The sequence below is a fragment of the Stenotrophomonas sp. FBCC-B152 genome (assembly GCF_059134105.1).
Genome location: NZ_CP101442.1, coordinates 2,050,662 through 2,076,042, shown reverse-complemented (window position 1 = coordinate 2,076,042; position 25,381 = coordinate 2,050,662). Strand labels below are relative to the sequence as shown.

Here is a 25,381-nt window from a genome sequence, read left to right as displayed (position 1 = left end):
GTCAGTGCAGCTTCAGGACCAGCCAATCCAGCTTGCTGCCCACGCGCAGGATCACCCGGCGCACGATGTGGATCAGCTTGCCGTGTTCGGTGTAGATCGCACCCTGGCCCTGCGCACCCATGGCGATGAACACATCGCGGTCGCGCCCGTCCGGGCGCAGCCGCACCGCGATCCGCCCCGGTGGCAGGGGGCTGGTACCGGTCTGCGGAATCATGCCGCTGATCGGCAGCTGGCCGGTGCCGGACGCCCACACCACCGAATCCACCCGGCACTTGATGATGCGGTTGGGATACACCTTCAGCGCGATTTCCGCTTCGTTGCCGGGCGCCACGTTGCCCAGTTCGTTCTGCGAGAACATCGCCAGGATCCATTGCTCGCGTTCGACGAAGGTCATCACCGGGGTCAACGGCAGGCTGGCGGCGTAGGAGCCTTCGCGTAGCTGCAGGTTGATCACGCTGCCATCGGCCGGCGCACGCACCACGGTCTGCTCCAGCTGCCAGCGTGCTTCCACGATCTGCGCCTGCAGCTGGACTATGCCGGCCTGGGCCTGCGCCACTTCGGAGAGTTCGCCGTCGCGGGTCTGTGCGGACAGTTTCTGCTGCACCTGGGCCATCTGCGCGGTGGTGGACACCAGGTCCGAGCGCAGGCTGGCCGCTTCGGTCTGTGCCTGCTCATGGTCGAAGCGGCTGCCTGCACCGGTGCTGGCCAGCTCACCGGTCTGGCGCTGGCGGCGTTCGGCCAGCTGCAGGCGCACGGCCAGCGCCTCGCGGGTGGCGCGCGCGCCACGCAGTTGTTCGCCCAGTTCGCGCTGGTAGGCATCGGCACTGTCCACTTTGGCCGACAGTTCGGGCAGCTTCGCTTCCAGCGCCGCCAGCTGCTGCTGGTACGGCACCGGGTCGATGCGGAACAGTACCTCGCCTTTGCGCACCGGGCGGTTGGCTTCCACCGGCACCTCGATCACCCGTCCAGTGACGCGCGGCACCACCTGCACCACGTAGTTGATCGCACGTACGTCGGAGGAAGAGGGCGCCACCACGTTCAGGACCAGGATCAACGCGGTCATCGCGAAGATCGGCAGTGAGACCACCACCACCTGCGAAACGAAGTTCCACGGCAGCCACTTGAACTTGAAGAAGATCAGCCAGACGAAGAACGAATAGATGAGCAGCAGGATGACTTCCATGGTTCAGCCCTCCGGCCGCGTCGTTGGACCTGGGCGCAGGGCTTCCATCTCCGCCAGGCGCCGCTCGAGGGCATCGACCCGTTGCTGCCAGGCCGCTGCGTCCACGGTGGCCGGCGGGTCTGGCTCGAGGGTTTCCACCCGCGCGTCGTGCAACGGTGCCAGTGCGGCGTCGCCGTGGCCGTGGTCGACCTGGTCGGTGCCGTAAGCCAGCTTGTGCAGCACCGGACGGGTATACGCCCACAACCACGCCAACGGCCACAGCAGGCCACCAAACAGTAGGGACAGCAGGCACAGGGTCTTGATCGCATCCAGCTGCGGGTGGTGGCGCTTGTGGGCGATCTTCTCGGGCAGGATGTGCACCATCCAGAACACCGCGATCAACACCACCGGCACCACCACCAGGGCAAGCCAGGCGATCACGTTGGCCGCCGTATCCAGCGCCTCGCCACTGAGGAAGGAAGCGTGCGCATCGGCGGCTGCACCCAGCAGCAGGGCGGGCAGCAGCCACGCGGCGGCGGCGGAAACACTGACGTGGCGGGGACGGTTCATGGGGACTCCGGCCGACTGCGCGGGGGGGAAGGGGGCGTTCGCGCGCCACGCTCGATCGCTGCCTGGGTGGCGTTGATCAGCGCATCGCCGTCCACCGGCTTGCACAGGTATGCGTCGGCGCCGCCGGCCAGCGCCTGGTTGCGGCTGGCGGTACTGTCGTCGGCGCTCAGCACCACCACCGGAATGGTCAGCTGCTGGGCGCGCAGCGACGCCTGTACCTCGAAACCGCTGGGACCGGGCATGCGCAGGTCCAGCACCACGCAGTCGGGCAGACTGCTTGCAGCATGGCGCAGGAACTCCGACCCCGATTCGTAGGCCAGCACGTCGTACCCGGCCGAGCGAAGCAACCGGCGCAGCGCAAGCCGCACGTCGTCTTCGTCGTCGACCACCGCAACCACTGGCGCTCGCTTGGTCATTACGGCGCAAGATCGCCTGTGCCGGACCGGTCCAGCAATTGGCCCTTGGCCCCATGCCGGCGCCCGACCGGTAGTTTTGCTGGTCCGGCTGCGTAGTTATGCGGATGACCACGCATTCGCCCGGGACTAGGCTGAAAGCCAGTTCACAGCCCCGGAGTGTCGTGTGATGAAAGCCTTCGCGATCGCGGTCCTCGCCACCTCGCTGGTGGCCTGTGCCACCACGCCTACCGTTCACACCGACTTCGATCCGGGCGCGAACTTCGCCTCGTTCAAGACCTACAGCTGGGCGATGAAGCCGCAGGGCGGCTCCCCGCTGATCACCCAGCGCATCGTGGACGGCATTGATTCGCGGCTGGCGGCGCGCGGCTGGCGGCAGACCCCAAGCGACGGCGACGTGGCGTTGGCCGCGCATATCGTGACCAGCCAGCGGCAGACCCTGGACACCTTCTACACCGGCAGCAACATGGGTGGCTGGGGCTGGCGCGGTGGTGGCTGGGGAGGCGGCATGGGCATGGGCAGCGCGACCACCACGGTACGCACCTATGACGTGGGCACGCTGGTGGTGGACATGTTCGACGCGCGCAACAAGCAGGCGGTCTGGCGCGGCACGGCCAGCGCCACGGTGCCGAGCTCGCCGGAGCGGGCCAACGCGGCGGTCGAAGCGGGCCTGGACAAGCTGTTCGCCGGCTTCCCGCCGGGCAGCGCACCGGCCAAGTGACCACGTAGCCGCAGTCGACGTTTCACCGCGCGGCGCCGCGCCGGGGCCCATCCCTCCCACCGGCACGGCGCCGCGCACTTATCTGTCGAGGTGCCCTTTGTCAGACCGCGCGCCTGTCCTGGTCCCATGCCTGCTGTGGTGCGGGCTGCTGCTGCCGGGCGCGGCGTGGGCCGCGGACGGGGCAACCGCGCTGGATGGCACCCAGTGCGGGCACCGCGACAGCGGCGACACCCGGCCGCGCATCGGCGTGGCGCTGGGCGGTGGTGGTGCGCGTGGCATCGCGCATGTGCGCATCCTGCGCCAGCTTGAAGCGCTGCACATCCCGGTGGACTGCATTGCCGGCACCAGTGCAGGTGCCCTGGTAGGGGCGCTGTATGCCTCCGGCAAGACCCCCGAGCAGATCGAACAGGTGGTGCTGGACACGCAGTGGATGGCGATGTTCAGCGATACCCTGCCGCGCCGCGAGCGCTCCCTGCAGCGCAAGGCCGACGACTACGAACAGCTGGCCCCGATCGGGATCGGGCTGGGCGGGCAAGGCAAACGGGTCCAGCTGTCCGCGGGCATGTCGCAGGGCGAACGCCTGATCGCGTTGTTCGAGACCGCCACCGGCGGCAGCCGGGTCGTCGGCGACTTCGACGACCTCTCCATCCCGTTCCGTGCCATCGCCACCGACCTCAATACCGGCGAGGCGGTCGTGCTCGACCACGGCAGCCTGCCGATGGCGATGCGTGCCAGCATGTCGCTGCCCGGCATCTTCCGGCCGATCACGATCGATGGCCGCGTCCTGCTCGATGGCGGCGTGTCCAACCAGGTGCCGATCAACGTGGTGCGTGCAATGGGCGCCGACCGGGTCATCGCGGTGGACGTGGGAACCCCGCTCAGCGCGCTCGATCGCGACGCCAGCCTGGTGGACGTGATCGGGCAGCTCAGCGGTTTCCTGACCACCCGCAATGCGCAGCAGCAGCTGGATACGCTGGGTCCACGGGACCTGCTGATCGCCCCGCAGCTCACCGGCAAGGTGGCCACCGGCGACTTCGACAAGGCGCCGGAAGCCCTGGCCATCGGCCAGCAGGCGGCCGACCAGGCCGCGCCGGCATTGCGCGAGTTCTCGCAGCCGGCACCGGTGTACCAGCGCTGGTATGCCACCCGCGAAACGCGTGCGGAGAGCGCAGCGCCGGCGCCCATCGCGTTCATTGAAGTACGCAACCACACCGGGTACGCCGACGAACTGCTGTTGTCCTACCTGCCGGTGGAAATAGGCAAGCCGCTGGACAGCAAGGCCATGCAGGAAGGCGTGCTGCGTGCGTACGGCATGGATACGCTAGCCAGCATAAGTTACGAGCAGGACCGCCGCGAGGATGGCCAGGTCGGTGTGGTGATCACCGCGTATGAGAAGCCCAACGGCCCGGTCTACCTGGAGGCAGGCTGGACGCTGAGCAACGATCTGAACGGCAACCATGAAAGCAACCTGCGCGCCGGACTGTTGTTCGCGCCGCTGTCGCCGTATGGCGCCGAGGCGCGGGTGAGCCTGCAGGTGGGCAGCGAGCCGGCGATCAAGGGCAGCTATTACCATCCCTTCGATGTGGGCAACCGCTACGCCTTCGAAGCCGTGGGCGGCTACGAGACGCGCAGCTTCAACGTGTTCGATGACGCCGGCAACAAGACCTCGCGCTACCGCACACGCCGTACAGGGGCCGGGGTGGACCTGGTGCGCAACGTCTCCAACGTGCTGTCGATACGTGCCGGCATCGAGCGCTACACCGGCAGCGCGCGGATGGACATCGGCTCGCCGCCGGTGCCGCGGACGGACTTCGACGAAGGCGCGCTGACGGCCGGCATTACCTACGACAACATCGACAGCCTTTACTTCCCACGCGACGGCTTCCTTGCCGGCCTGAGCACCTACCAGTCGCGCGAGGGCCTGGGGGCGGATTCGCGGTTCGGCCAGGTCGACCTGGACGCGGTGGGCGCGTTCCCGTTCGGGCGCAGTGCGGTGCAACTCGGCGTGCGCTATCACGTGACCACATCGGGCACCGCGCCGGTGCAGAGCCTGTATCGGCTGGGTGGGCGGTGGCGGTTGGCTGGCTTCCAGCAGAACCAGCTGACCGGGCAGGACTATGCGCTCGGGTTTGCCGGTTACACCTACGAGCTCGGCAAGGTACTGGGTCGTTCGGCACAGGTGGGTGGGACGGTGGAGTACGGCAACGCCTGGCAGCGCCGTTCGGACATGTCACTGAGTGACGGCATCTGGAACGGCAGCCTGTTCCTGGGCTTCGACTCGTGGATCGGGCCGCTGATCTTCGGCCTGGGCATGCGCGAAGGGGGGCATAGGGTTGTCTTCATAGAACTGGGCCAATCCCTGTAGCGCCGGCCGTTGGCCGGCTGTCGGGGATCGCCTGGGCCGGCCAACGGCCGGCGCTACCACGGTGCTGTAACGCCACCGGCGTTACAGCACCTGCGACAGGATCACCGCCAGCGCGCCGATCCAGCACACCAGCACGAACCAGGCCAGCACCGCGTTGGCGGTGATGCCGCGCTTGCGCACCAGCAGGCTCACCACCAGCGCGGCCACCAGCGGCACCAGGAACAGCGCCAGGAACCATATCCAGGGATGCTGGAGGCTCATCGCGGCGCGTCCACCACCACGTACTGCACCGTGGTTCCGACGTAGCGCGGTTGGTACCAGCCATCGCTGCACTGCTGGTAGCCAATGCCATCCACCACGATGGTGGTGCAGTCCACCGGCAGCGAATACACCACCGAGCCGATCGCCGCGGCGGTAAGTGCGACGCCGGCGGTGACCGCGGCGGCATCCCAGAACGGGTGGTCCCAATAGGGCGGCGGCGGAGGCGGTGGGTACGGATGCGGGCCTGGGCCCGGTGGGGGACCGGGCGGGTGTGGCCCTGGGCCGGGACCCGGGCCGGGATGCGGCCCAGGGCCGGGGCCGGGCCCCGGGCCAGGATGGGGGCCTGGTCCTGGACCAGGATGCGGGCCAGGTCCCGGACCCGGACCGGGGTGCGGTCCCGGCTCGGGCCCGGGGCGGATGCCGGGATGCGGACTGAAGCCGCCACCGCCGCCAAAACCCCCATGGCTGGCAATCGAGGGGTGGGCGAAGCCTCGCAGCCCCGGGCGTGCCTGCGCATCGGCGGGTACCAGCAGGGACGCGGTGGTGGCGCACAGAAGTGCGGTGGCGAGCGCGGTACGCAGTGCCGTGGTCGTGTGCATGTCAGCGCGCTCCGTTCTCTGCGTCAGTGCCATCGGCCATGGCCACCGGTACGAACGCGATCCGGGTGGCGCCATCGGGGCGGAACACCAGGTCGCTGGCCGCCACGGCGCGTTGCGTATCCCAGTTGAGCGTGGCCTGGTAGCTCGGCAGCGCCGGATCGGAGTGGCTGGTGATCAACAGTTGGCGGGGCAACTGGTTTTTGTCGGAGATCCACACCTGCCAGTCCACGCCGGGCTGGCGGAAGGCGTAGTGCCGGGTCGGCTCGCCATCGATGCGTTCGCTGCCGACAAACAACGCGGAGGTGATGCCCTGGGTCGGGAACCCCGGGGTGCCCCACAGGAACAGGTCGGCCAGCGGGAATTCCACGCCCAGCCGGGTGGCCGAATCGCTGAGCAGCGCCTGGCTGCTGCGGTCCAGGTGCTCCACGGCGGCGTAGTACTTCTGCGTCGGCGAAGAAATGGTCAGGGTGTGGCCGTCGTAGAACAGCTGCCGGTGCTGGTGGTCGCTGCGGATTTCCACGAAGAAGCGGTCCGGCCCCAGCACCTTGTAATCCACGGTGCCGGCCAGGGCCAGTTTCTGCCCGTCATCCAGCACGTACTCGGTGCGCGTGGTGGCGGCCATGCTGAACTGCGGCAGCGCACGCAGTGCCTTGCCCATGCGGGTCAACGCGCCGATCGCCTCGGGATCGACGGTGGCGGCTGCAGCGGTTTCGGCAACGGCAACGGGCGGCGCGCCGCTGGCGGTTGGCAACGCCAGCGGTACGGCCAGCACGGCTGCAAGCAGCAGGCAGCAACGGCAAGAACGCATGGTGCTCTCCTGTGGGTCCGGGCCTGCCAGGCAGGCCATGACCCACTGTGCGCACCCGTTACGGGGTGGACAAGCGGAGTTACACCGAAACGGCGTAGGTATTTCTACCGGTCAGGGCGCGCGCCGTGGATCGCCGCCGCCACTGGCCACCCATGCGTCCACGGCCTGTTCCACCACGGTCATCGGCATCGCGCCATTGCCCAGGATCAGGTCATGGAAGGCGCGGATGTCGAAACGGTCGCCGAGCTGCTGCTGCGCCTTCGCACGCAGCGCGAGCAGGCGCAGCTGGCCCATCTTGTAGGACGCCGCCTGGCCCGGTTGCACCAGGTAGCGGTTCACTTCGATGCGCACGTCGGCCTCGGTCATGCCGGTCTTTTCGCGCATGTAGGCCACGGCCTGCTCGGGCGTCCAGCGCTTGCGGTGCAGGCCGGTATCCAGCACCAGCCGCACCGAGCGGAACATCTCGGCCTGCAGCCGGCCGATGTCGCCGGCCGGGTCGTCGCGGTAGACGCCGGCTTCGGCCATCAGCTGCTCGGCGTACAGCGCCCAGCCTTCGGAAAACGCGCTGGGGTTGAGGCTGCGGCGCAGCAGCGGCAGGTCGGTCAGGGTCTGCCCGATCGAGATCTGGAAGTGATGCCCCGGCGACCCTTCGTGGTAGGTCAGGGTAGGCGTGCTCCAGCGGGTGTTGGAGGCCATGTCGCCCAGGTTGATGAAGAAGGTGCCCGGGCGTGAGCCGTCCATCGCCGGCGGGTAGTAGTAGCCGCCGGGCGAGGTGGCCTGCATGTGCGCCGGGACCGGCTGCACCAGCAGCTTCTGCGACGGCAGGTGGCCGAAGTAGGTGGGCAGCAGCGGGTCGAGGTCGCGCAGGCGCTGTTCGATGTCGCCGATCAGTTCCCTGCGGCCGGCATCGCTGTCGGCGTAGCGGTAACGCGGATCGTCGCCCAATGCCCGGATGCGCTCGGCCACGGTGCCATCGCGCAGGCCGATCTCGCGCAGGCGCGCGTCCATGCTTTTTTCCAGGCGCGCCACTTCGTCCAGGCCGATCTGGTGGATGGCATCGGCACCCAGGTCGGTGCTGGTGTACCAGCGCAGGGCCGCATCATAGAACGCATCGCCGTGCGGCAGCGCCCACATGCCCTTGTTGCCGGGGTGGGTGGCCTGCAGGGCCTGCACGCGGTCGAGCAGGCGCTGGTAGCCGGGGTTGACCGAATCGCGCACGGCCACGGTGGCCTGTTCGACCAGGGCGGCGCGTTCGGCGGCGGGAATGGCCGGCAGTTTGTCCAGCTTGCGCTGCAGCGAACCCACCCACAGGCTGTCCTTCGGCGCGGGCGTGAGCAGCGTGCGGAACTGGCTGGCGGCGCCGGCCAGGGCCAGTTCCGGTGGCACCACGCCCTGCGCGGCCTGCATGTCCAGGTTGGCACGCACCTGGTCCAGCTTGCTGCCCATCGCGTTCAGGCGTGCGATGTAGTGGCGCGCACTGGTCACGTCGGTGACGGCGTGCTGGTTGTCGAAGAACTGCGGCAGGTTCACCGGCAGGCTGAACAACTGGTCCACCGCATAGGTGCTGCCACCCACCGGCAGCCACGCCGCGGCCCACGGCACCGCCATCAGGTCGATCTGCGCCTGGTAGAACCAGCGCGCCAGGCCGTCGCTGAGCTGTTGCTGCGGGTCCAGCGGCGCGCCCTTCCACGCCTTGATCGCGGCCAGGTTGTCGGCCAGGAAGCGCCGGTTGACCTCGCGCTGGGCCAGCGACACGTCGGTGAGCCGGTCGGAGGTATCGGCCGCGCCGTCGCCGCTGATCCCGAGCAGGGTTTTCAGTTCGGGATCGGCGTTGATCGCCGCCATGGTCTGCGCGTCGAGCAGCGCGTTGAAGCCCTGCGCCTGCGGCACGCTCGCGGCGGTGGGTGCGGCCTGGGCGGCGGCGGTGGCGGGCAGCAACGCGGCGGCGATGGACAGGCAGAGCAGGGCGGGTACGGCGAGCGTGGACGACGGCACGGGGCGAACTCCAGCAGCGGGCGGGTGTCCCGCAGCCTAAGCCAGTGCGGGCGCCGCGTCAGCTGCGCCGTTCGAAGCCGTCCGCGCTCCAGTCTTCGCTGCCCACGCCGTGATGGATCACGAACAACCCGTCCGGGTCGTAGCGCCGCTTGGCCGCCAGCAGCCGCGGGTAGTGCGGGCCCCAGAACGATTGCTGCCAGTCGCGCTGGAAGAAATCGCATTCGGAAACGTAGGTCGGCGCGGCAGGCAGCACCGCGCGCAGAGCACTGTAGGAACGGCTGACCTTGGCGCTGCCGCCACGCGCTTCGGCTTCGTCCACGGTGCCGCCGCTGCCGGCAAAGGCCGGGCCGCCGGCGTTGCCGATCAGCGCCAGCGCGAAGGCATCCAGCACCGCCGGATGCATGGCGGTATCGCGGCTGGCCGCGAGGGCATCGGCCGGTGCGCCGAACAGCCCCTTGTTGCAGTGCAGCTCCACCGGCATGTGCGCGGCGGCGCTGCAGATGGCTGCGGCGGCGGCATCGCGCCGGGCATCGCCCAGCAGTGCGGAAGGCATCCACGCCGAGGCATAACCATGCAGGTACCAGCCGACCTGGCCCTGGTCGCCCTTCCATAGCATGTGCGTGGCCGGCGCGCCCACGCGGGTGTCTTCGGCGATCAGCGTCGGGGCATGCCTGCGGAAGAAGTCCGCGTCCCACATGTGCTGGGCGGGCAATGCCAACGCCTGCAGCGGGTCGATCACGGTGTACTGCGGGCGCGCGGCCACCCACGCCGCAAACGGCGCCCACACCGCCGCAGCCTGTTCCTGGCTCAGCCCCTGGAACACCATCGACGCCGCGAACGTGCGATGGCTGTCGAAGCGCAGCTGTTCGCCCCACTGCGGGTTGCACAGCGCATCGCGGTAGAAGCGCAGCACTTCGGCGGCCAGTGCCTGGAAGGACGCGTCGCTGTCTGCCTTGACCTTCATCGACACGCCGCCGAACGTGGTCGGCAGAGCATGGGTGCGCAGCGTGATCCGGGTCACCACGCCAAAGCTGCCGGCGCAACCGCCCTTCAGCGCCCAGAACAGCTCGGGATCCTGGGTGGCGCTGACCACCCGCACGCGGCCGTCGGCGGTGACCACCTCGGCTTCGAGCAGGCTGGCCGCTGCCGTGCCGAACCCCTTGGAGAAGCTGCCGAAGCCGCCGCCGGTGACCAGCCCGGTGACGCCCACCGAGGTGCAGCCGCCGCCTTGGACGTAGCGGCCGGCGCGGGTGGTGACCGCATCGTAGGCATCGATCCACATCGCGCCGGCGCCAAGGCTCACCGCGGGTTGCGGTGCGGTACCGGTCGGTGCGCCCTGCGCTACGAAGGCATCGTGCAGCTCCACCGCGTTCATGGCGCGCGTCCAGACCAGCAGCGAATCGGGCGCGCAGGAGGTGCCGTGGTAGCTGTGCCCGCCACCCTTGACCACCAGCCGCAGCCGGTGCCGCCGCGCGAAGTCGACCGCCGCCGCGACATCGGCGCTGTTGGCGGCGGCCACCACCCGCGCGCTGGGCCGCGACAGCCACGCCCCGTGGTAGCCACTGGTCTGGGTCAACGCGGGCTGGTCGCCGATGAAGAACGGATTCTGGATCTGCGCCAGTGCCTCGGCGCGGGTGGCAGCATCACCGAGGAACGGTGAGACCGGCACCGACATCCGTCCACCGACGGCGCGGGACAGCTGGTCCCATTCATCGGCCGACGGCCATCCGGCGGAATCGGGACGGACACGAGCGATGGCGTTCCGTGACGCCGTTGCATTGCCTGCGGCAGCTTTCTGAACCAGCGGGAGCAAGGGCAGGGCAAGGCCGGCTTTCAGGCAGTCACGACGTTTCATGTTGATCCACAGACAAGAGGTGATGGCCCCAGCATCTGCCTGCCGTCCCTTGCTGTCATTGACTTTGGGCCGAATGACGGTCACCCGGGACGAATGGCGGACCCGTGGTGACGTGGGTTCTGGTCGGTTTGCGGTTACGAGGCCCGGATCGACCAGCACGCGGCGGTGAACACCACCCGATCGCCCCGCACGAAGGGTGCGAACGCGTCGACCACGGTCGACAGCACCCGCTGCCGGACGTCCGGATCCAACCCCTCGGCCCGCAACGCCTGCCCGACCGGCCCCAGCAATGACACGTACGTTGGCAGGTCGTCGCGGGCGATGCTGCATTCCACATCGAGCGGAGCGATGTCGATCTGGACCCAACCACTGTCATTGAGGATATCCAGCACGTCGTCCGCATCGGCAAACGCAAACTGCCCCGGGCCACCTTCGGCCCGCGCCGGCAGGCTCAGCAGCGACGCTGCGGCTCGCTCGGCGGTGGTCATGAACGTATTCTCGCCCGGACTGCGCCAGGCAATGGCATGCAGCACGCCGCCGCGACGCAGCGCCTGCCGCAGGTTGCCGAACGCGCGCACCGGATCATCGAAGAACATCACCCCGAACCGCGACACGATGCGGTCCAGGCTGGCGGGGGCCAAGGGATGCTGCTGGGCATCGCCCACGGCGAAATCGATGGCCTTGCCGGCGGCCAGCGCCCGCTCGCGTGCCACGGCGATCATCGGCGCGGAGATATCCACGCCGCTGCACCGGCCCTGCGGGCCCAGCCGATCGGCAATGGCCAGGCAGACCGCGCCGGTGCCGCAGCCGACGTCGAGCACGCGCGCATCGGGCTCGGCGGCAAGGGGATCGGCAAGAATCGGCTCGAAGCCGGCGAACATGCCGTCGAGCAGGGACTGTGCCTGTACCCAGGCGTCGCCGGCGGGGCCGTTCCAGAGGGCGTGTTGGCTGGGTGGCGATGCTGCGTTCGTCATGTCGGCGCTTCTCGAGGGGATTGAACGCACTGTGCCACCTCAACCGTGATTGAGGTCAAGAGCAGCCAGGCAGGGCCTGGCTCTACGCGGCCAACGCGTATCGCCAATCCTCGATCACCCCATCAACGTCTCGGCCAACAGCTTCACGTTGAGCACCACGATCACCGCGGCAATCACCCAGGCCAGCGTCAACAGCCATCGCGGGGCCACCAGCTTGCCCATGCGTGCCTTGTCACCGACGAACATCACCAGCGGAATCACCGCGAACGGCAGCTGCATCGACAGCACCACCTGGCTCAGCACCAGCAGCCGCGCGGTGCCCTGTTCGCCATAGATCGCGGTGACGATCACCACCGGCACGATGGCGATGCCACGGGTCAGCAGGCGGCGCGCCCACGGCGCGATGCGCAGGCGCAGGAACCCTTCCATCACGATCTGCCCGGCCAGGGTGGCGGTCACCGTGGAGTTGATGCCCGAGGCAAGCAGCGCCACCGCGAACAAGGTCGAGGCCACGCCCACGCCCAGCATCGGCGCCAGCAGCTCATAGGCCTGCTCGATCTCCTGCACGTCGGTGCGCCCGTTGGCATGGAACACCGCCGCGGCCAGGATCAGGATCGAAGCGTTGATGAACAACGCCAGCATCAATGCGATGGTGCTGTCGGTCACCGCCCAGCGCAGCGCGCTGCGCCGCCCGCTGTCGGTGCGCGGGTAGGCGCGGGTCTGCACGATGGACGAATGCAGGTACAGGTTGTGCGGCATCACCGTGGCCCCGATGATGCCGATGGCCAGGTACAGCGCATGCGGGTTGGTGACCACCTCCGCGCGCGGGATGAAGCCGCCCAGCACCGCCTGCAGCGGCGGCGCGGCCAGCGCGATCTGCACCGCGAAACAGGCGAAAATCACCAGCAGCAGGGCGATCACGAACGCTTCCAGCGCGCGGAAGCCGCGATGCATCAGCCACAGCACCAGCACCACGTCCACGGCGGTGATGATCGCGCCCATCATCAGCGGCAGCCCGAAGAGCAGCTTCAGCGCGATGGCAGTACCGATCACTTCGGCCAGGTCGCAGGCGATGATCGCGATCTCGCACAGCACCCACAGGCCCAGGTTCACCGGCTTTGAAAAATGGTCGCGGCAGGCCTGCGCCAGGTCGCGCCCGGTGGCGATGCCCAGCCGCGCCGACAGCCCCTGCAGCACGATGGCCATCAGGTTGGAGAGCAGGATCACCGACAGCAGCAGGTAGCCGAACTGCGCGCCACCGGCAATGTCGGTGGCCCAGTTGCCCGGGTCCATGTAGCCCACCGACACCATGTAGCCCGGGCCGAGGAAGGCCAGCAGCCGGAACCACCAGTGCCCCCCGCTGGGCACCGCCACGCTGGCATGCATCTCGCCCAGGCTGGGGCGATTGCCGGTGGCCTGGGGCCAGGCAGTGGTGGTCGGAGAGGAGGGGTCCGCGCTCATGCGGCCGAATATAGCAGAGGCTATGTTATCAAGGTGAGGGCATCGGCAACGAGCGCATGCCATGGGTATGCGGCAGGCTGGCCTTCATGGCGTCGATGAAGGCGCGCAGCCGCGACGGGATCTGGCGCGCGGCGGGATAGACCAGGTGCACCGGCAACGGCGGCGCCTCCCAACCGGGCACCAGCTGCACCAGCCGGCCTTCGCGCAGGTCATCGCCCACCAGCCACGCCGACACCACCGCCGCGCCCAGACCGGACAGGGCCGCGCGGCGCGCCACGAACAGGTTGTCGGTGAGCAGGCGCGGCTGGATGTCCACCCGCAGCGCCGGACCGTCATCGGCCGGCAGCAGGGTGAAGCGGTCGCGGTAGAACGTGGTGAGGGCGATCCACGGCAGTCCGGGCAGCAGGGCGGGGTCGCGTGGGTCGGCGGCGTCCAGCAGCGAGGGCGCGGCGATGACGATCCGCGGCACTTCGGCCAGCGGCACCGCCACCAGTTGCGGTTCCTCCACGCGGCCCACGCGGATGGCGCAGTCGATGCCGTCGGCAATGAAGTCCACCGGCTGGTCTTCCAGCATCCACTCCAGGGTGACCTGGGGATGGCGGGCCATGAACTGCAGCATCGGGTCCAGCAGCTGCGCCTGGCCGAAGGCATGCGGCACCACCACGCGCAGGCGCCCGCGCGGCACGTCCACTTCACCACGCAGGTCGGCCTGGATCGCATCCCAGTCGTCCACCAGGGCGCGTGCGTGCGCATAGCAGCGCTCGCCATCGTCGGTGAGCGTCATCTGGTGGGTGGACCGCTTGATCAGGTGCAGGCCGAACAACCGTTCCAGCGCCTGCAGGCGCCGACTGACGGTGGGCTGGGTGGTGCCCAGCTGCACGGCGGCGGCAGACAGGCTGCCGCTTTCGACGATGCGGACGAAGGTGTGCAGCAGGTCGATCCGGTCTGCACCGGGCGCCGGGGAGGGGGTGCTCATACAACCTTCGTATGATGGATATGTACCGAAGCCTACTACACGCCAGGCTTTCCAAGCGCGATGCTTGCGCCACTTTCTTCAATCGTGGAGTGGCTCATGTCCAGCGTGCATATCCCGGCGGTTGCCGTCCCCCGCTCTGCGGTGCCGTCGCGGCTGATCGTCGCGATGGCGGCCGGAGCCGGGTTCTCGGTGGCCTCGATCTACTACAGCCAGCCGATGCTGGGCGTCATCGCCAGCGGCCTGGGCAGCGATGCGCAGGCCACCGGCATGGTGCCGACGCTGACCCAGCTGGGCTATGCGCTGGGCATCCTGCTGCTGGCCCCGCTGGGTGACCGGTTCGACCGCCGCCAGCTGATCCTGCTCAAGTCGCTGGTGCTGGCCGCCGCGCTGGCCGGGGCCGCGCTGTCGGGCAGCCTGCCCACGCTGCTGCTGGCCAGCCTGCTGATCGGGTTGATGGCCACCGTGGCCCAGGACGTGGTGCCGTCGGCGGCGATGCTGGCGCCGGAAGCCGAGCGGGGCGCGGTGGTGGGCAAGGTGATGACCGGACTGCTGCTGGGCATCCTGCTGTCGCGGGTGGCCAGCGGGCTGGTCGCCGAGGCACTGGGCTGGCGGGCCATGTTCGGTATCGCGGCCGGCTCGGTGGTGCTGATGGCGCTGGTGCTGGCGCGCGAGCTGCCGCACCTGGCCCCGACCACGTCATTGCGTTATCCGGCGCTGCTGCGTTCGCTGTCCCACCTGTGGCGCGGGCAGCCGCAGCTGCGCCGCGCGGTGTTCGCGCAGGGGCTGCTGGCGGTGGGCTTCAGTGCGTTCTGGTCAACGCTGGCGGTGATGCTGCACGACCGCTACCAGCTGGGCAGCGCGGTGGCCGGTGCCTTCGGCATTGCCGGTGCTGCCGGCGCGTTGGCCGCACCGCTGGCCGGGCGCTGGGCCGACCGGCTGGGCAGCCACGCGGTGGCGCGCCTCGCGATCGGGATTGCGCTGCTGGGGTTTGCAATGCTGCTGCTGGATGCGTGGTTGCCGCGCGTGGCGATCGTGCCGCTGCTGGCGATCAGTGCGGTGGTGTTCGACTTCGGGTTCCAGGCGGCGCTGGTATCGCACCAGACGCTGGTCTATGGGTTGGCGCCGGAGGCGCGTAGCCGGCTCAATGCGCTGCTGTTCACCGGGGTGTTCCTGGGGATGGCCGCCGGTGGGGCGCTGGGCGCGGTGGTGCTGGCGCATTTTGGGTGGAGCGGGGTGGCGACGCTCGCTACCGTGGCGGCGGGTTGCAGTCTGGTGGTTCGGTTGCGCTGAGCGGCTTCGGTACGTGATGCGTGGTTGCCGGGCAGGGCCCGGCACTACGGGTTGGTGTCCACTGTTGCGGAGCAGGGCCCGGCGTTACGGGTCGGTGTCGAGGGTGATGATGCCGCGCTTGAGGGCCAGGGTTACGGCGTGGGTGCGGTCGCGGGCGCCCAGTTTTTCCATGATGTTCTTCATGTGCGCCTTCACCGTCTGTTCGGAGATGCGCATCTGCTCGCCGATGCTCTTGTTCGAGCGCCCGCTGGCGACGTGGCCCAGCACTTCGGTTTCGCGTGGGGACAGGCTGTCTTCGACCACGTGCGCGGCGATGCTGGCCGCCAGCGTGGCCGGAATGCCGGCGCGGCGGCCGCTGTGCACGGTGCGGATGGTGTCCACCAGTTCGTGGCGCAGCATGTCCTTGAGCAGGTAGCCGCTGGCCCCGGCCTGCAGCGCGCGCACCGCGCGTACGTCGCCGCGGTAGGTGGTGAGCACGATGATGCGCGCGCGCGGGTCGAGGTGGCGGATGCGGGTGATCGCTTCCACGCCGTCCACGCCGGGCAGCTGCAGGTCCATCAGCACCACGTCCGGCTGCAGGGCCAGGTACTGGGCCACCGCTTCTTCGCCATCGGCCGCTTCACCCAGCAGGCGCATGTCCGGCTGCAGGCCGAGCAGCGCGGCCAGGCCGTCGCGCAGCAAGGGGTGGTCGTCGACCACCAGGATGCCGATCGGCAGGGATGCAGCGGTCATGCGGTCTCTCCGGAAGTCCGCCGCCCGTACCAGCGCCGGCGGGGGTGGCGATAGATGCGCTCGCCAGGCAGGAACAATTCTATTTCAGTGCCCACGCTGGGGCGCGACCACAGCCGCAGGCGCCCGCCGAGCCGTTCAGCGCGTTCGCGCATGCCTACCAGGCCCCAGCGGCCGTCGGGCAGGGTGGCAGGCAGGCCGCTGCCGTCGTCGCGGATGTGCAGGCGCAGGCCGCGACGCGCGTAGACCAGCTCGATGTCGACGGCTTCGGCGGCGGCATGCTGCAGGGCATTCAACAGCGCCTCCCGGCCGATCAGGAAGACCTCTTCCGCGGCATCGTGGCGCAGCGGCTTCGGGGTGCCTTCCACGTTGAGGCGCAACGACGGGCTGCGGCTGTCGGCGGCGCGCTCGCCATACACCTGCACCAGCGACGCGCCCAGGTCCTGGTAATCGTCGCTGCCTTCGCGCAGCCGGTTGACCCGTTCGCGGCCTTCGGCCAGCGCATTCTCGGCCGCCTGCATGGCCGCTTCCAGCGCTTCGCGCACTTCCGGGGTGGCATGTGCCGAATGGCTTACCGCATGCAGGCGCAGGATCAGCCCCTGGGTGCCCTGCAGCAGGGTGTCGTGCAGCTCGCGCGCGATGCGCTCGCGTTCGGCATGGCGTTCCTGCAGGCGCGCCCGCACCAGCTGGGTCAGGCTGCGGCTGCGCAGGCGCATGGCCAGCGCCAGCAGGGCCAGCATCGCCAGCACGCAGGCGGCGCTGAACCACAGGGTCTGGTACCACATCGGTGCGATGGTGAAACTGCGCTGGGCGACCGCCGTGCTCCAGACCTGGTCTTCGTTGGCGGCGCGGACCTCGAACCGGTACGGGCCCGGTGGCAGGTTGGTGTAGAACGCGCGGGTCAGGCTGCCGGCCTCCTGCCACTGCGCGTCCAGCCCGATCAGGCGGTGCTGGTAGCGGGTGCGCTCGGGCCGCGCCAGCGACACGGCCAGGTAGTCGATCTGCAGTTGTGCGGTGCCGGCCGGCAACTGCAGGCCGTCGCGCAGCGGTTGCTGGCGTCGGCCGTAGGTGACGGTGTCCACATGCGGCAGCAACGGCGGTGCATTGGGGTGGTCCTGCAGCGTATCCAGCCAGGCCAGCCCCTGGTTGGTCGCCACCCACAGCAGGCCATCGGCGGCCAGCACCGCGCTGGATACCGGGGTGGCCTGGGTGGCGATGCCGGGCATGCCATCGGCGGTGTCGTACAGGCGCGGCGCGGTTTCCTCGCCGGCGTCGATCGCGCGTTCCAGCGTGGCAGCGTCGGCCCGGACCAGGCCGCGGCTGCCGTTGAACCAGTAGTGGCTGCGGCGGTCGCGCGCGATCCCGGTGATGCCTTCGAACACCCCGGGGCTGGCGGCCAGCGCGGTGCGGAAGCGGCCGTCACGACCGAGCAGGGCCAGGCCGTTCTCGCCGGCGACCCAGGCCCGGGCGCCGATGAGGGCGGTTGCGGTCACCGGGCCGACGTCCAGGCCGTCGGCGCGGGTGTAGTGGCGGTAGCTGCCGTCGTGGCCGACCCGCAGCGTGCCGTCCGGGTAACCGATCGCCACGGCACCGTCGTCGCCGCCGGCCAGCGCGGTACACGACAGCGGCGGCAGGGCCGGGTCCTGCTTCCAGCGCCCCGCGTGGTAGTGCAGCACGGTATCGGCGCGGAAGCAGAACCAGGCCTCGTCAGGGCCCACTGCCAACATCGCGCGCAGCTCCAGCGGCGCGGGGATACCCGGCGGTGCCAGCGGCGTGCGCCGGCCCTGGTCGATCCGCAGCAGGGCATCCCACTCGGTCAGCCACAGCGGCTGCGAGGGGGGCTGCGCCGTGGGCAGGCGGTGCGCCGGGGCCGCATCCAGCAGGTCGCGGCGCAGCGCCATCGGCTGCAGGTCCTTGCCGTAGCCGACCACCTCGCCGCCGGGCGTGCGGAACAGGGTGCGCAGCGGATCGGCCGGGCCGGGCAGCGCCAGCGCCCGCACCTGATGCTCGCGGAAGCGGTTCAGGCCCAGGTTGGAGCCCACCCAGAGATTGCCTTCGCGGTCCTGCAGCAGCGGTCCGGCGGTGGTGGAGGCCAGGCCCTGCGCGGCGTCGAAACGCTCGATCCGCTGTCCCCCGTGGCCGTCGGCATCCACATGGAAGATGCCCCCATTGGACACGAAGCTGCCCCACAGGCTGCCATCGGCGGCAAAGCGGATGCGCCCGGCCAGCAGCCCCGGCAGCCGGTGCGCCTGGCGGTGCGCGGCGGACACCAGCCCGTGCGCATCGGCAAGCGGCATCACGCCCTGCTGGCGGTCGGCCAACCACACCTGGCCATCGGCGCGCAGCGCGAGCGAGGAAAACCGTGACACCGCCAGGTGCATGCGCTCGAAACGGGCGGCGTGCGCGCGCAGGCGCCACAGTTCACCGCCGGCCAACAGCCACAACGTTCCGGTGGGGTCACGCAGCGCCCAGTGCGCCGCGATATCGCCGATGCCCATGGCGGCCGTCGGCGCCTGCCAGCGTTCGCCGTCGAACCAGCGCAGTCCGGCGTCCGATGCGGCCCACAGGCGGCCACTGGCATCGCGTTCCATGCGCGGAATCAATCCCGGCCGCAGCCCGTCGCGGCTCCCGAAGTCGCGCGAGCCGTGCGCGTCCAGGCGGGTGATGCCTGCGTTGTAGTAGGCAATCCACAGCGTGCCGTCCGGATCGACGGTCAGCGAGGTCATGTTGGCCGAAGGAAACGAACTGCCGTTAGGCGGGGCCACCCGTTCGAACTGGCGCCCGTCGAAGCGGTACAGGCCCGCGCCGGTGGCCAGCAGCAGCCGGCCATCGCGCTGCTGGGCGATATCCCAGATGTCGCCCGGCGCGCCCTGGCCAACCACCCAGGCGCTGTGCTCGTAGGCGGCCAGGCTGGCGGCGACGACCGGCAGCGGCACCAGCATGGCCAGCAGCAGTGGCAGCAGCACGCCACGCATCGCCCGCCACGCGGCAAGCGGGGCAAGGGAACGGAACACGGGGGACGCATGCGGCATGCGGGGATTGTCGCAGGCCAGGGGCAGCGCACGACTACCCTTTTGGGGCAGGCGCCCGCGTGCGCCAATGCGCTAGCCCTGCGGGAATCTCCCCCAAAAGAGTAGCCGCAGCCACCACCCAAGGGGGGTAGGGCGATTCCGTCTTCGCGGCGACCATGAGCGGACTCGACCCTCCAGGAACTTCCCATGACCACCGCCACCGCCGTCCCCGGCGCTTCGTTGCTGTCGCCTGCCGATCACACCCTGGTGCTGATCGACTTCCAGTCGCAGATGGCCTTCGCCACCCGCACCATCGATATCGCCGCGCTGCGCAACAACGTGGCGCTGGTCGCCAAGGGCGCGGCCGGCTTCAAGGTGCCGGTGGTGCTGACCACCGTGGCCGAGAAGTCGTTCTCCGGCCCGATGTTCCCGGAGATCGCGCCGATCTTCCCGGGCCAGAAGGTGTTCGACCGCACCACCATGAATTCGTGGGAAGACCAGCCGGTGATCGATGAGATCAACCGCATCGGCAGGAAGCGCGTGGTGCTTGCCGGCCTGTGGACCAGCGTCTGCATCGTCGGGCCGGCACTGTCGGCGATCGAGCAGGGCTTCGAGGTCTATGTGATCACCGATGCCTGCGGCGATGTCAGCGATGAAGCGCACGAGCGTGCGGTGACCCGCATGGTGCAGGCCGGCGCGGTGCCGGTCACCTCGGTGCAGTACCTGCTGGAACTGCAGCGCGATTGGGGCCGCGGCGCCACCTATGACCTCACCACCGGGATCGCCCGCGAACACGCCGGCGGCTACGGCATCGGCATCCAGTACGCCAAGAGCATGTTCGGCGCGCAGGAAGGCGGCCACTGAGCATGGGCGGCGCCACCGGCCTGGACCTGGGCCTGCTGGTGCTGCGGCTGGCAGCGGGCGGGTTCCTGCTGCCGCATGCGCTGGGCAAGTTGTTCGGCTGGTTCGGGGGCCCCGGGCTGGCCGGCTTCGCCGACGAACTGCGCGGCTTCGGTCTGCCGGCGCCGGCACCTGCGCCGCTGCTGCTGGCGGTGGTGCAGGTGCTGTCCGGGTTGGCCGTGCTGCTGGGCTGGCAGGCGCGCATCGCGGCCACGGTCGCGGCGCTGTTCCTGGCCATGACCGCCGTGCTGGCCCTGCCCAAGGGCTGGTTCTGGATGCGCGGCGGCATCGAATACCCGTTGTTCTGGACGCTGGCGCTGTGCGCCATCGCCCTGGCCGGTCCCGGCGCGCTGTCGCTGCCATCCCCATGAGCGGAGACGTCCACCATGACCGCTGATCCCTCGCTGCCAGGCCGCCGCGACCTGCTGCTCGGCGCTGGCGCCGCCATGGCCTTGGGCCTGGCCGGCCGCGCGCTTGCCATGTATCCGGAGAAACCCATGACCACGCTGCTCATCCGCAATGCCCGCATCACCACGCTCGACCCGCGCGTTCCGCAGGCCGATGCGCTGGCGGTGGTCGATGGCCGTATCGCCGCCATTGGTACAGAAGCGCAGGTGCGCGCCGGCCTGACCGGGGTGACGGTGATCGACGCCGGCGGCCGCCGGCTGGTGCCCGGGCTCAACGACAGCCATACGCACCTGATTCGCGGTGGCCTCAACTACAACCTGGAGCTGCGCTGGGACGGGCTGCGCTCGCTGTCCGATGCGATGGCCATGCTCAAAGCGCAGGTCGACAACACCCCGGCGCCGCAGTGGGTGCGCGTGGTGGGCGGCTTCACGGCCGAACAGTTCGTGGAAAAGCGCCTGCCGACCCTGGCCGAGATCAACGCCATCGCGCCGGACACGCCGGTGTTCCTGCTGCACCTGTACGACCGCGCGCTGCTCAACCGCGCCGCGCTGCGTGCGTGTGGGTACGACAGGAACACGCCCGACCCGCCGGGCGGGCAGATCGCGCGCGACAGCCTGGGCAACCCCACCGGCCTGCTGCTGGCGAAGCCGAACGCGCTGATCCTGTATGCGACGCTGGCCAAGGGCCCGCGCCTGCCGATCGAATACCAGGCCAATTCCACCCGGCATTTCATGCGCGAGTTGAACCGGCTGGGGATCACCTCGGTGATCGACGCCGGCGGCGGCTTCCAGAATTACCCCGAGGATTACCAGGTCATCGAGCAGCTGCACCGCGACGGCGAGCTGACGGTGCGTATCGCCTACAACCTGTTCACCCAGAACAAGGGCAAGGAAGTGCAGGACTTCCAGCACTGGAGCGAGATCCTCACGCCGCGCCAGGGCGATGACCTGCTGCGCCACAACGGCGCCGGCGAAATGCTGGTGTTCTCCGCAGCCGATTTCGAGCTGTTCAACGAACCGCGCCCGGAGCTGCCGGCAGGCATGGAGCCGGAGCTGGAGGAAGTGGTCAAGCTGCTGGTGGAGAAGCGCTGGCCGTTCCGCATCCACGCCACCTACGATGAAAGCATCGACCGCATCCTGGATGTGTACGAGCAGGTCAACCGCGAGATTCCGTTCGACGGCCTGCACTGGTTCATCGACCACGCCGAGACCATCACCCCGCACAACATCGACCGCATCAGCGCGCTCGGCGGGGGGCTGGCGATCCAGCACCGCATGGCCTACCAAGGCGAGGCCTTCGTGCAGCGCTATGGCGCGGACGCGGCGCGGCACACCCCACCGGTGCGCCGCATGCTGCAGGCGGGCTTGCCGGTCGGCGCCGGTACCGATGCCACCCGCGTGGCCAGCTACAACCCGTGGGTGGCGCTGTCGTGGCTGGTCACCGGGCGCACCGTGGGTGGGCTGGCGCTGTATGGCGAAGAGAACCTGCTCGAGCGCGAGGAAGCGCTGCGCCTGTGGACCCAGGGCAGTGCCTGGTTCTCCGGTGATGACGGCCGCAAGGGCACGCTGGCGGTCGGCCAGCTGGCGGACTTCTGCGTGCTCTCGTCGGACTTCTTCGCGGTGGACGATGCCGCCATTGCCGATATCACCAGCGTGCTGACCGTGGTCGGCGGCCGCGTGGTGCATGGCGAGGGAGACTTCGGCCCGCTCGCGCCGACCCTGCCGCCGGCGATGCCGGACTGGTCGCCGGTGAACCGCTTTGGCGGCTACCACGTCGGCGGCGCGGCCACCGGGCTGGTGGCGCATGCGCATGCACACGGTCACGGCGCAGGTGCCTGCCGCACCCATGGCCACGGCCACGCGGCGGCGCATGCGGTGCCAACGGATGCACCGAACGCGTTCTGGGGCGCGCTGGGATGTTCGTGCTTCGCCTTCTGAGCCTGGCGCTGGCGTCGGCCCTGCCGACGCTGGCGTTTGCATGCACGCCGGATGCATCGGGCCGCTGCATCGCGCTGGACGGCGGTGGCGAGGTTCAGCTGGATGCTTCCGTGCGCCTGCGCGGCATGTATTACGACCCGGCCCGTTTCGGCATCCAGGGCCGCGAAGATGGCTACGGGCTGCTGCGTGCGCTGAGCTCGGTGACCGTCACGCGGGAGCGTTGGGAAGGGAGGGTGCAGCTGGGCGTGCATGCCGAGCAGGGCCGCGCTGGCGGGCCCGGTGGCACCGACCGGGGTGCGCTGGACCTGCAGCAGGGTTACCTGCGCTGGCACGGTGAGTACCTGTCCTGGCAGCTCGGGCGGCAGGAGGCGGCCTATGGCAGCTCGCGGCTGCTGTCGGTACGCGATGGCCCGAACATCCGACTGGCCTTCGACGGCGTGCGCGGGCGTTGGCAGCAGGGTGCGCTGAAGCTGGACCTGATGGCGCTGCGCCCGGTCGACAACCGCTTGGGCGCCTTCGATGACCGCAGCGACCAGGGCCAGTTCCTGGTCGGCAGCTATGCCACGTGGCAGGGCGCGCGACCCGGCAACGGGCTGGACCTGTACCTGCTCGGCTATGGCCGCGACGGTGCGCGCTTTGCCAGTGCGGTGGGCGATGAGCGCCGTACCTCGCTGGGCGCGCGCTGGTTCGCGCTGCAGCCGCACTGGGACGTCAACGTCGAACTGGTCGCGCAGCGCGGCACGTTGTCGCGCGCGCAGGGCGACCTGGCCATCCGCGCCTGGACGCTGGCCAGCGACAGTGGGCTGCGCTGGCCCGACCATCGCTGGCAGCCGCGCCTGGGCATCAAGCTGGATATCGCCAGCGGCGACCGTGACGCGCACGATGGCCGCCTGGAAACCTTCAACGCGATGTACCCCAAGTCGGCGTACTTCAGCGAAGCCAGCCTGCTGGCGCCGGCCAACCTGATGGACGTGCAGCCGACCCTGGCATTGACCCCGCGCCCGGGCCTGACCACCGAGATCGGCTGGCAGCTGGCCTGGAAGCACCGCCGCAGCGATGCGGTGTACACCACGCCGGCACCGCTGGCCGCCGTCCCCGGCACGGCCGGCACGCCCCGGCGGATCGGCCAGCAGTACAAGTGGGAAACCAGCTGGGAGGCCAGCCGGCACTGGACCTGGAAAGGCCAGCTGGCCTGGTTCGAGGCCGGTCCTGGCCTGCGTGCGGCCGGTGGCCGCGACACCCTGTTTGCATCGGTAGTAGGAGCATGGCAATGGTAAACACACACGAAAGCGCGGCCCCTGGCGCGTGGTCGCCACTGAAGATCAAGCTGTTCCGCGCGATGTGGCTGGCCATCCTGGGCAGCAACGTCGGCACCTGGGTCAACGATGTGGCCGCCGCGTGGGTGATGGCCGAGCGCACCGGCTCGCCGTTGATGGTGGCGCTGGTGCAGTCGGCCACTACTGTGCCGGTGGTGCTGCTGGCGCTGGCCGCCGGCACGTTGGCCGACATCGTCGACCGCCGCCGCTACCTGCTGTTCACCCAGGGCTGGATGCTGCTGGTGGCCGCCACCCTGGCCACGCTGACCGCACTGGACCTGCTGACCCCGCCGGTGCTGGTCGGGCTCACCTTTGCCATGGGCTGCGGCGCGGCGATGGCGATGCCGGCGCAGGCCGCCATCGTGTCCGAGCTGGTGCCGCGGCCGATGCTGGCCTCGGCAGTGGCGTTGAATTCAATCGGCATCAACATCGCGCGCTCGCTTGGCCCGGCCATCGGCGGCCTGATCGTGGCGCAGCTGGGCGCGGGGTGGGCCTTCGGCCTGAACGCGCTGAGCTTTGCGGCGATGCTGTGGGTGCTGTTCACCTGGAAGCAGGAAGCGGCGGCCTCCACCCTGCCGCCGGAAGGTTTCGGCGCCGGGCTGCGCGCGGGTCTGCGCTATGCGTTGCGGGCCGGGCGCCTGCAGGCGGTGCTGATCAAATCGGCGGGCTTCTTCTTCTTCGCCAGTGCGGTGACCGCGCTGCTGCCGCTGGTGGTGCGCAGCGAACTGCACGGGGGGGCGGGCACCTATGGCCTGCTGCTGGGCTGCATCGGCATTGGTGCGGTCAGTGGCGCACTGGTGCTGCCCAGCCTGCGCGCGCGGCTGGACCGCGACCTGCTGGTGCTGCTGGCCACGCTGGCCTGCGCGCTGAGCCTGTTCGGCCTTGCGTGGCTGCGCCACATGGCGCTGTTGCCGCTGGCGATGCTGGTCAACGGCTTCGCCTGGATCACCGTGCTGTCATCGCTGCAGATCGCCGCGCAGACGGCCGTACCTGCGTGGGTGCGGGCGCGCGCGCTGTCGCTGTACATCATGGTGTTCTCGCTGGGCATGGCCGCTGGCGGGCTGAGCTGGGGCAGCATCGCCCAGCGCACCTCGATTCCGCTGGCGCTGACCATCGCGGCGGTGGGTGCGGTGATCGGCGGGTTGCTGGTGTGGCGGGTGCGCATTGCCGGCAGCGAGGAGCTGGACCTGCGTCCTGCCGGTCATTGGCCTGCGCCGGAGCTGGCCGTGCCGGTCACCCACGACCGTGGCCCGGTGCTGGTGACGGTGGAATACCACATCGATGATGCCGACCGCGCCGCGTTCCATGCGCTGCTGGGTGAGCTCGGCCGTACCCGCCGCCGCGATGGGGCGGTGATCTGGGGCGTGGCCGAGGACGTGGCCACGCCGGGCATCCACCTGGAATATTTCGTGACCCCGTCCTGGATCGAGCACCTGCGCCAGCATGAGCGGGTCACGGCCGAAGACCGCGCCCTGCAGGAAAAAGTCAGGGCGCTGCACCGCAACGAGCATGCACCGATCGTGCGCCATTTCGTGGGGGGTACGGGTGCGTTGAAGGGACTGCAGCATGGCCACGAGCATCCCGCGCTTGGTTGATCGGACTGCCGCACCACCAACGGTGGCGCGCTACC

At 69.7% G+C, this 25,381-nt stretch carries 21 protein-coding genes; 8 read left to right on the top strand and 13 right to left on the bottom strand.

Annotation, left to right across the window (positions count from 1 at the left end; translation table 11 throughout):
• Position 1 precedes the first annotated feature (1 nt).
• Genes NMB40_RS09710 through NMB40_RS09700 form a run of 3 tightly spaced genes read right to left on the bottom strand, consistent with a single transcriptional unit; the run spans position 2 to position 2,148 of the window.
• The gene (locus NMB40_RS09710; RefSeq protein ID WP_494360874.1) at positions 2-1,183 is read right to left on the bottom strand and encodes an HlyD family secretion protein; all 1,182 of its coding nucleotides are present in this window, start codon (positions 1,181-1,183) and stop codon (positions 2-4) included.
• Positions 1,184-1,186: 3 nt separating this feature from the next.
• Entirely contained in the window at positions 1,187-1,732 is a 546-nt protein-coding gene (locus tag NMB40_RS09705; RefSeq protein ID WP_494360873.1) for a DUF3302 domain-containing protein, read from the bottom strand.
• The gene (locus NMB40_RS09700; RefSeq protein ID WP_494360872.1) at positions 1,729-2,148 is read right to left on the bottom strand and encodes a response regulator transcription factor; all 420 of its coding nucleotides are present in this window, start codon (positions 2,146-2,148) and stop codon (positions 1,729-1,731) included. Before NMB40_RS09700 ends, NMB40_RS09705 begins: the two co-directional genes overlap by 4 nt.
• Positions 2,149-2,314: 166 nt before the next feature.
• On the opposite strand from NMB40_RS09700, the gene NMB40_RS09695 reads away from it, so the two are divergent.
• Complete coding sequence (locus NMB40_RS09695) at positions 2,315-2,866, top strand: DUF4136 domain-containing protein (protein WP_494360871.1); 552 nt, start codon at positions 2,315-2,317, stop codon at positions 2,864-2,866.
• A gap of 97 nt (positions 2,867-2,963) precedes the next feature.
• Positions 2,964-5,231, top strand: a complete 2,268-nt coding sequence (locus NMB40_RS09690; protein WP_494360870.1) for a patatin-like phospholipase family protein — start codon at positions 2,964-2,966, stop codon at positions 5,229-5,231.
• 81 nt (positions 5,232-5,312) lie between these two features.
• On the opposite strand, the gene NMB40_RS09685 is transcribed toward NMB40_RS09690, so the two are convergent.
• The 8 genes from NMB40_RS09685 to NMB40_RS09650 form a co-directional block, all read right to left on the bottom strand.
• Positions 5,313-5,492 (bottom strand): hypothetical protein, encoded by a 180-nt coding sequence (locus NMB40_RS09685; protein WP_494360869.1) that lies wholly within the window; start codon positions 5,490-5,492, stop codon positions 5,313-5,315.
• Entirely contained in the window at positions 5,489-5,626 is a 138-nt protein-coding gene (locus NMB40_RS09680) for a hypothetical protein (protein ID WP_494360868.1), read from the bottom strand. Before NMB40_RS09680 ends, NMB40_RS09685 begins: the two co-directional genes overlap by 4 nt.
• Positions 5,627-6,092: 466 nt before the next feature.
• Positions 6,093-6,899 carry a DUF2092 domain-containing protein gene (locus tag NMB40_RS09675; RefSeq protein ID WP_494360867.1) on the bottom strand — a complete coding sequence of 269 codons (807 nt, stop codon included), beginning with the start codon at positions 6,897-6,899 and terminating at the stop codon, positions 6,093-6,095.
• Between the two features lie 111 nt (positions 6,900-7,010).
• Positions 7,011-8,894: a DUF885 domain-containing protein gene (locus NMB40_RS09670; protein WP_494360866.1), complete on the bottom strand. Its 1,884-nt coding sequence runs from the start codon at positions 8,892-8,894 to the stop codon at positions 7,011-7,013.
• 58 nt (positions 8,895-8,952) lie between these two features.
• On the bottom strand, positions 8,953-10,749 hold the full coding sequence (locus NMB40_RS09665) for an FAD-binding protein (RefSeq protein ID WP_494360865.1): 1,797 nt from the start codon (positions 10,747-10,749) through the stop codon (positions 8,953-8,955).
• 134 nt (positions 10,750-10,883) lie between these two features.
• Positions 10,884-11,723 (bottom strand): class I SAM-dependent methyltransferase, encoded by an 840-nt coding sequence (locus NMB40_RS09660; protein ID WP_494360864.1) that lies wholly within the window; start codon positions 11,721-11,723, stop codon positions 10,884-10,886.
• Positions 11,724-11,837: 114 nt separating this feature from the next.
• Positions 11,838-13,184, bottom strand: a complete 1,347-nt coding sequence (locus tag NMB40_RS09655; RefSeq protein ID WP_494360863.1) for an Nramp family divalent metal transporter — start codon at positions 13,182-13,184, stop codon at positions 11,838-11,840.
• 28 nt (positions 13,185-13,212) lie between these two features.
• A complete protein-coding gene (locus NMB40_RS09650; protein WP_494360862.1) occupies positions 13,213-14,160 on the bottom strand; it encodes a LysR family transcriptional regulator in 948 nt (315 codons plus the stop codon).
• Between the two features lie 165 nt (positions 14,161-14,325).
• Between NMB40_RS09650 and NMB40_RS09645 the strand changes: the two genes are divergently transcribed.
• Positions 14,326-15,450 (top strand): MFS transporter, encoded by a 1,125-nt coding sequence (locus tag NMB40_RS09645; RefSeq protein WP_494361064.1) that lies wholly within the window; start codon positions 14,326-14,328, stop codon positions 15,448-15,450.
• Between the two features lie 84 nt (positions 15,451-15,534).
• Here NMB40_RS09645 and NMB40_RS09640 read toward each other — a convergent pair whose 3' ends face one another.
• On the bottom strand, positions 15,535-16,182 hold the full coding sequence (locus NMB40_RS09640) for a response regulator (RefSeq protein ID WP_494360861.1): 648 nt from the start codon (positions 16,180-16,182) through the stop codon (positions 15,535-15,537).
• Positions 16,179-19,193, bottom strand: a complete 3,015-nt coding sequence (locus NMB40_RS09635) for a sensor histidine kinase (RefSeq protein WP_494360860.1) — start codon at positions 19,191-19,193, stop codon at positions 16,179-16,181. Before NMB40_RS09635 ends, NMB40_RS09640 begins: the two co-directional genes overlap by 4 nt.
• 204 nt (positions 19,194-19,397) lie before the next feature.
• On the opposite strand from NMB40_RS09635, the gene NMB40_RS09630 reads away from it, so the two are divergent.
• From NMB40_RS09630 to NMB40_RS09610, 5 genes are all read left to right on the top strand, one after another.
• Positions 19,398-20,054: a hydrolase gene (locus NMB40_RS09630; RefSeq protein ID WP_282246816.1), complete on the top strand. Its 657-nt coding sequence runs from the start codon at positions 19,398-19,400 to the stop codon at positions 20,052-20,054.
• Positions 20,055-20,056: 2 nt separating this feature from the next.
• Positions 20,057-20,461: a DoxX family protein gene (locus tag NMB40_RS09625; protein ID WP_494360859.1), complete on the top strand. Its 405-nt coding sequence runs from the start codon at positions 20,057-20,059 to the stop codon at positions 20,459-20,461.
• Positions 20,462-20,587: 126 nt separating this feature from the next.
• Positions 20,588-22,435: an amidohydrolase gene (locus NMB40_RS09620; RefSeq protein ID WP_494361063.1), complete on the top strand. Its 1,848-nt coding sequence runs from the start codon at positions 20,588-20,590 to the stop codon at positions 22,433-22,435.
• Complete coding sequence (locus tag NMB40_RS09615) at positions 22,414-23,712, top strand: alginate export family protein (protein WP_494360858.1); 1,299 nt, start codon at positions 22,414-22,416, stop codon at positions 23,710-23,712. The genes NMB40_RS09620 and NMB40_RS09615 overlap by 22 nt, the downstream gene beginning before the upstream one ends.
• The gene (locus tag NMB40_RS09610) at positions 23,706-25,346 is read left to right on the top strand and encodes an MFS transporter (RefSeq protein ID WP_494360857.1); all 1,641 of its coding nucleotides are present in this window, start codon (positions 23,706-23,708) and stop codon (positions 25,344-25,346) included. The genes NMB40_RS09615 and NMB40_RS09610 overlap by 7 nt, the downstream gene beginning before the upstream one ends.
• Positions 25,347-25,381 lie beyond the last annotated feature (35 nt).

Excerpts from the sequence above, each read along its gene's own strand:
- NMB40_RS09710 (WP_494360874.1), bottom strand. The coding sequence starts at position 1,183 with ATGGAAGTCATCCTGCTGCTCATCTATTCGTTCTTCGTCTGGCTGATC.
- NMB40_RS09705 (WP_494360873.1), bottom strand. The coding sequence starts at position 1,732 with ATGAACCGTCCCCGCCACGTCAGTGTTTCCGCCGCCGCCGCGTGGCTG.
- NMB40_RS09700 (WP_494360872.1), bottom strand. The coding sequence starts at position 2,148 with ATGACCAAGCGAGCGCCAGTGGTTGCGGTGGTCGACGACGAAGACGAC.
- NMB40_RS09695 (WP_494360871.1), top strand. The coding sequence starts at position 2,315 with ATGAAAGCCTTCGCGATCGCGGTCCTCGCCACCTCGCTGGTGGCCTGT.
- NMB40_RS09685 (WP_494360869.1), bottom strand. The coding sequence starts at position 5,492 with ATGAGCCTCCAGCATCCCTGGATATGGTTCCTGGCGCTGTTCCTGGTG.
- NMB40_RS09675 (WP_494360867.1), bottom strand. The coding sequence starts at position 6,899 with ATGCGTTCTTGCCGTTGCTGCCTGCTGCTTGCAGCCGTGCTGGCCGTA.
- NMB40_RS09665 (WP_494360865.1), bottom strand. The coding sequence starts at position 10,749 with ATGAAACGTCGTGACTGCCTGAAAGCCGGCCTTGCCCTGCCCTTGCTC.
- NMB40_RS09660 (WP_494360864.1), bottom strand. The coding sequence starts at position 11,723 with ATGACGAACGCAGCATCGCCACCCAGCCAACACGCCCTCTGGAACGGC.
- NMB40_RS09655 (WP_494360863.1), bottom strand. The coding sequence starts at position 13,184 with ATGAGCGCGGACCCCTCCTCTCCGACCACCACTGCCTGGCCCCAGGCC.
- NMB40_RS09650 (WP_494360862.1), bottom strand. The coding sequence starts at position 14,160 with ATGAGCACCCCCTCCCCGGCGCCCGGTGCAGACCGGATCGACCTGCTG.
- NMB40_RS09645 (WP_494361064.1), top strand. The coding sequence starts at position 14,326 with ATGGCGGCCGGAGCCGGGTTCTCGGTGGCCTCGATCTACTACAGCCAG.
- NMB40_RS09640 (WP_494360861.1), bottom strand. The coding sequence starts at position 16,182 with ATGACCGCTGCATCCCTGCCGATCGGCATCCTGGTGGTCGACGACCAC.
- NMB40_RS09630 (WP_282246816.1), top strand. The coding sequence starts at position 19,398 with ATGACCACCGCCACCGCCGTCCCCGGCGCTTCGTTGCTGTCGCCTGCC.
- NMB40_RS09625 (WP_494360859.1), top strand. The coding sequence starts at position 20,057 with ATGGGCGGCGCCACCGGCCTGGACCTGGGCCTGCTGGTGCTGCGGCTG.
- NMB40_RS09620 (WP_494361063.1), top strand. The coding sequence starts at position 20,588 with ATGACCACGCTGCTCATCCGCAATGCCCGCATCACCACGCTCGACCCG.
- NMB40_RS09615 (WP_494360858.1), top strand. The coding sequence starts at position 22,414 with ATGTTCGTGCTTCGCCTTCTGAGCCTGGCGCTGGCGTCGGCCCTGCCG.
- NMB40_RS09610 (WP_494360857.1), top strand. The coding sequence starts at position 23,706 with ATGGTAAACACACACGAAAGCGCGGCCCCTGGCGCGTGGTCGCCACTG.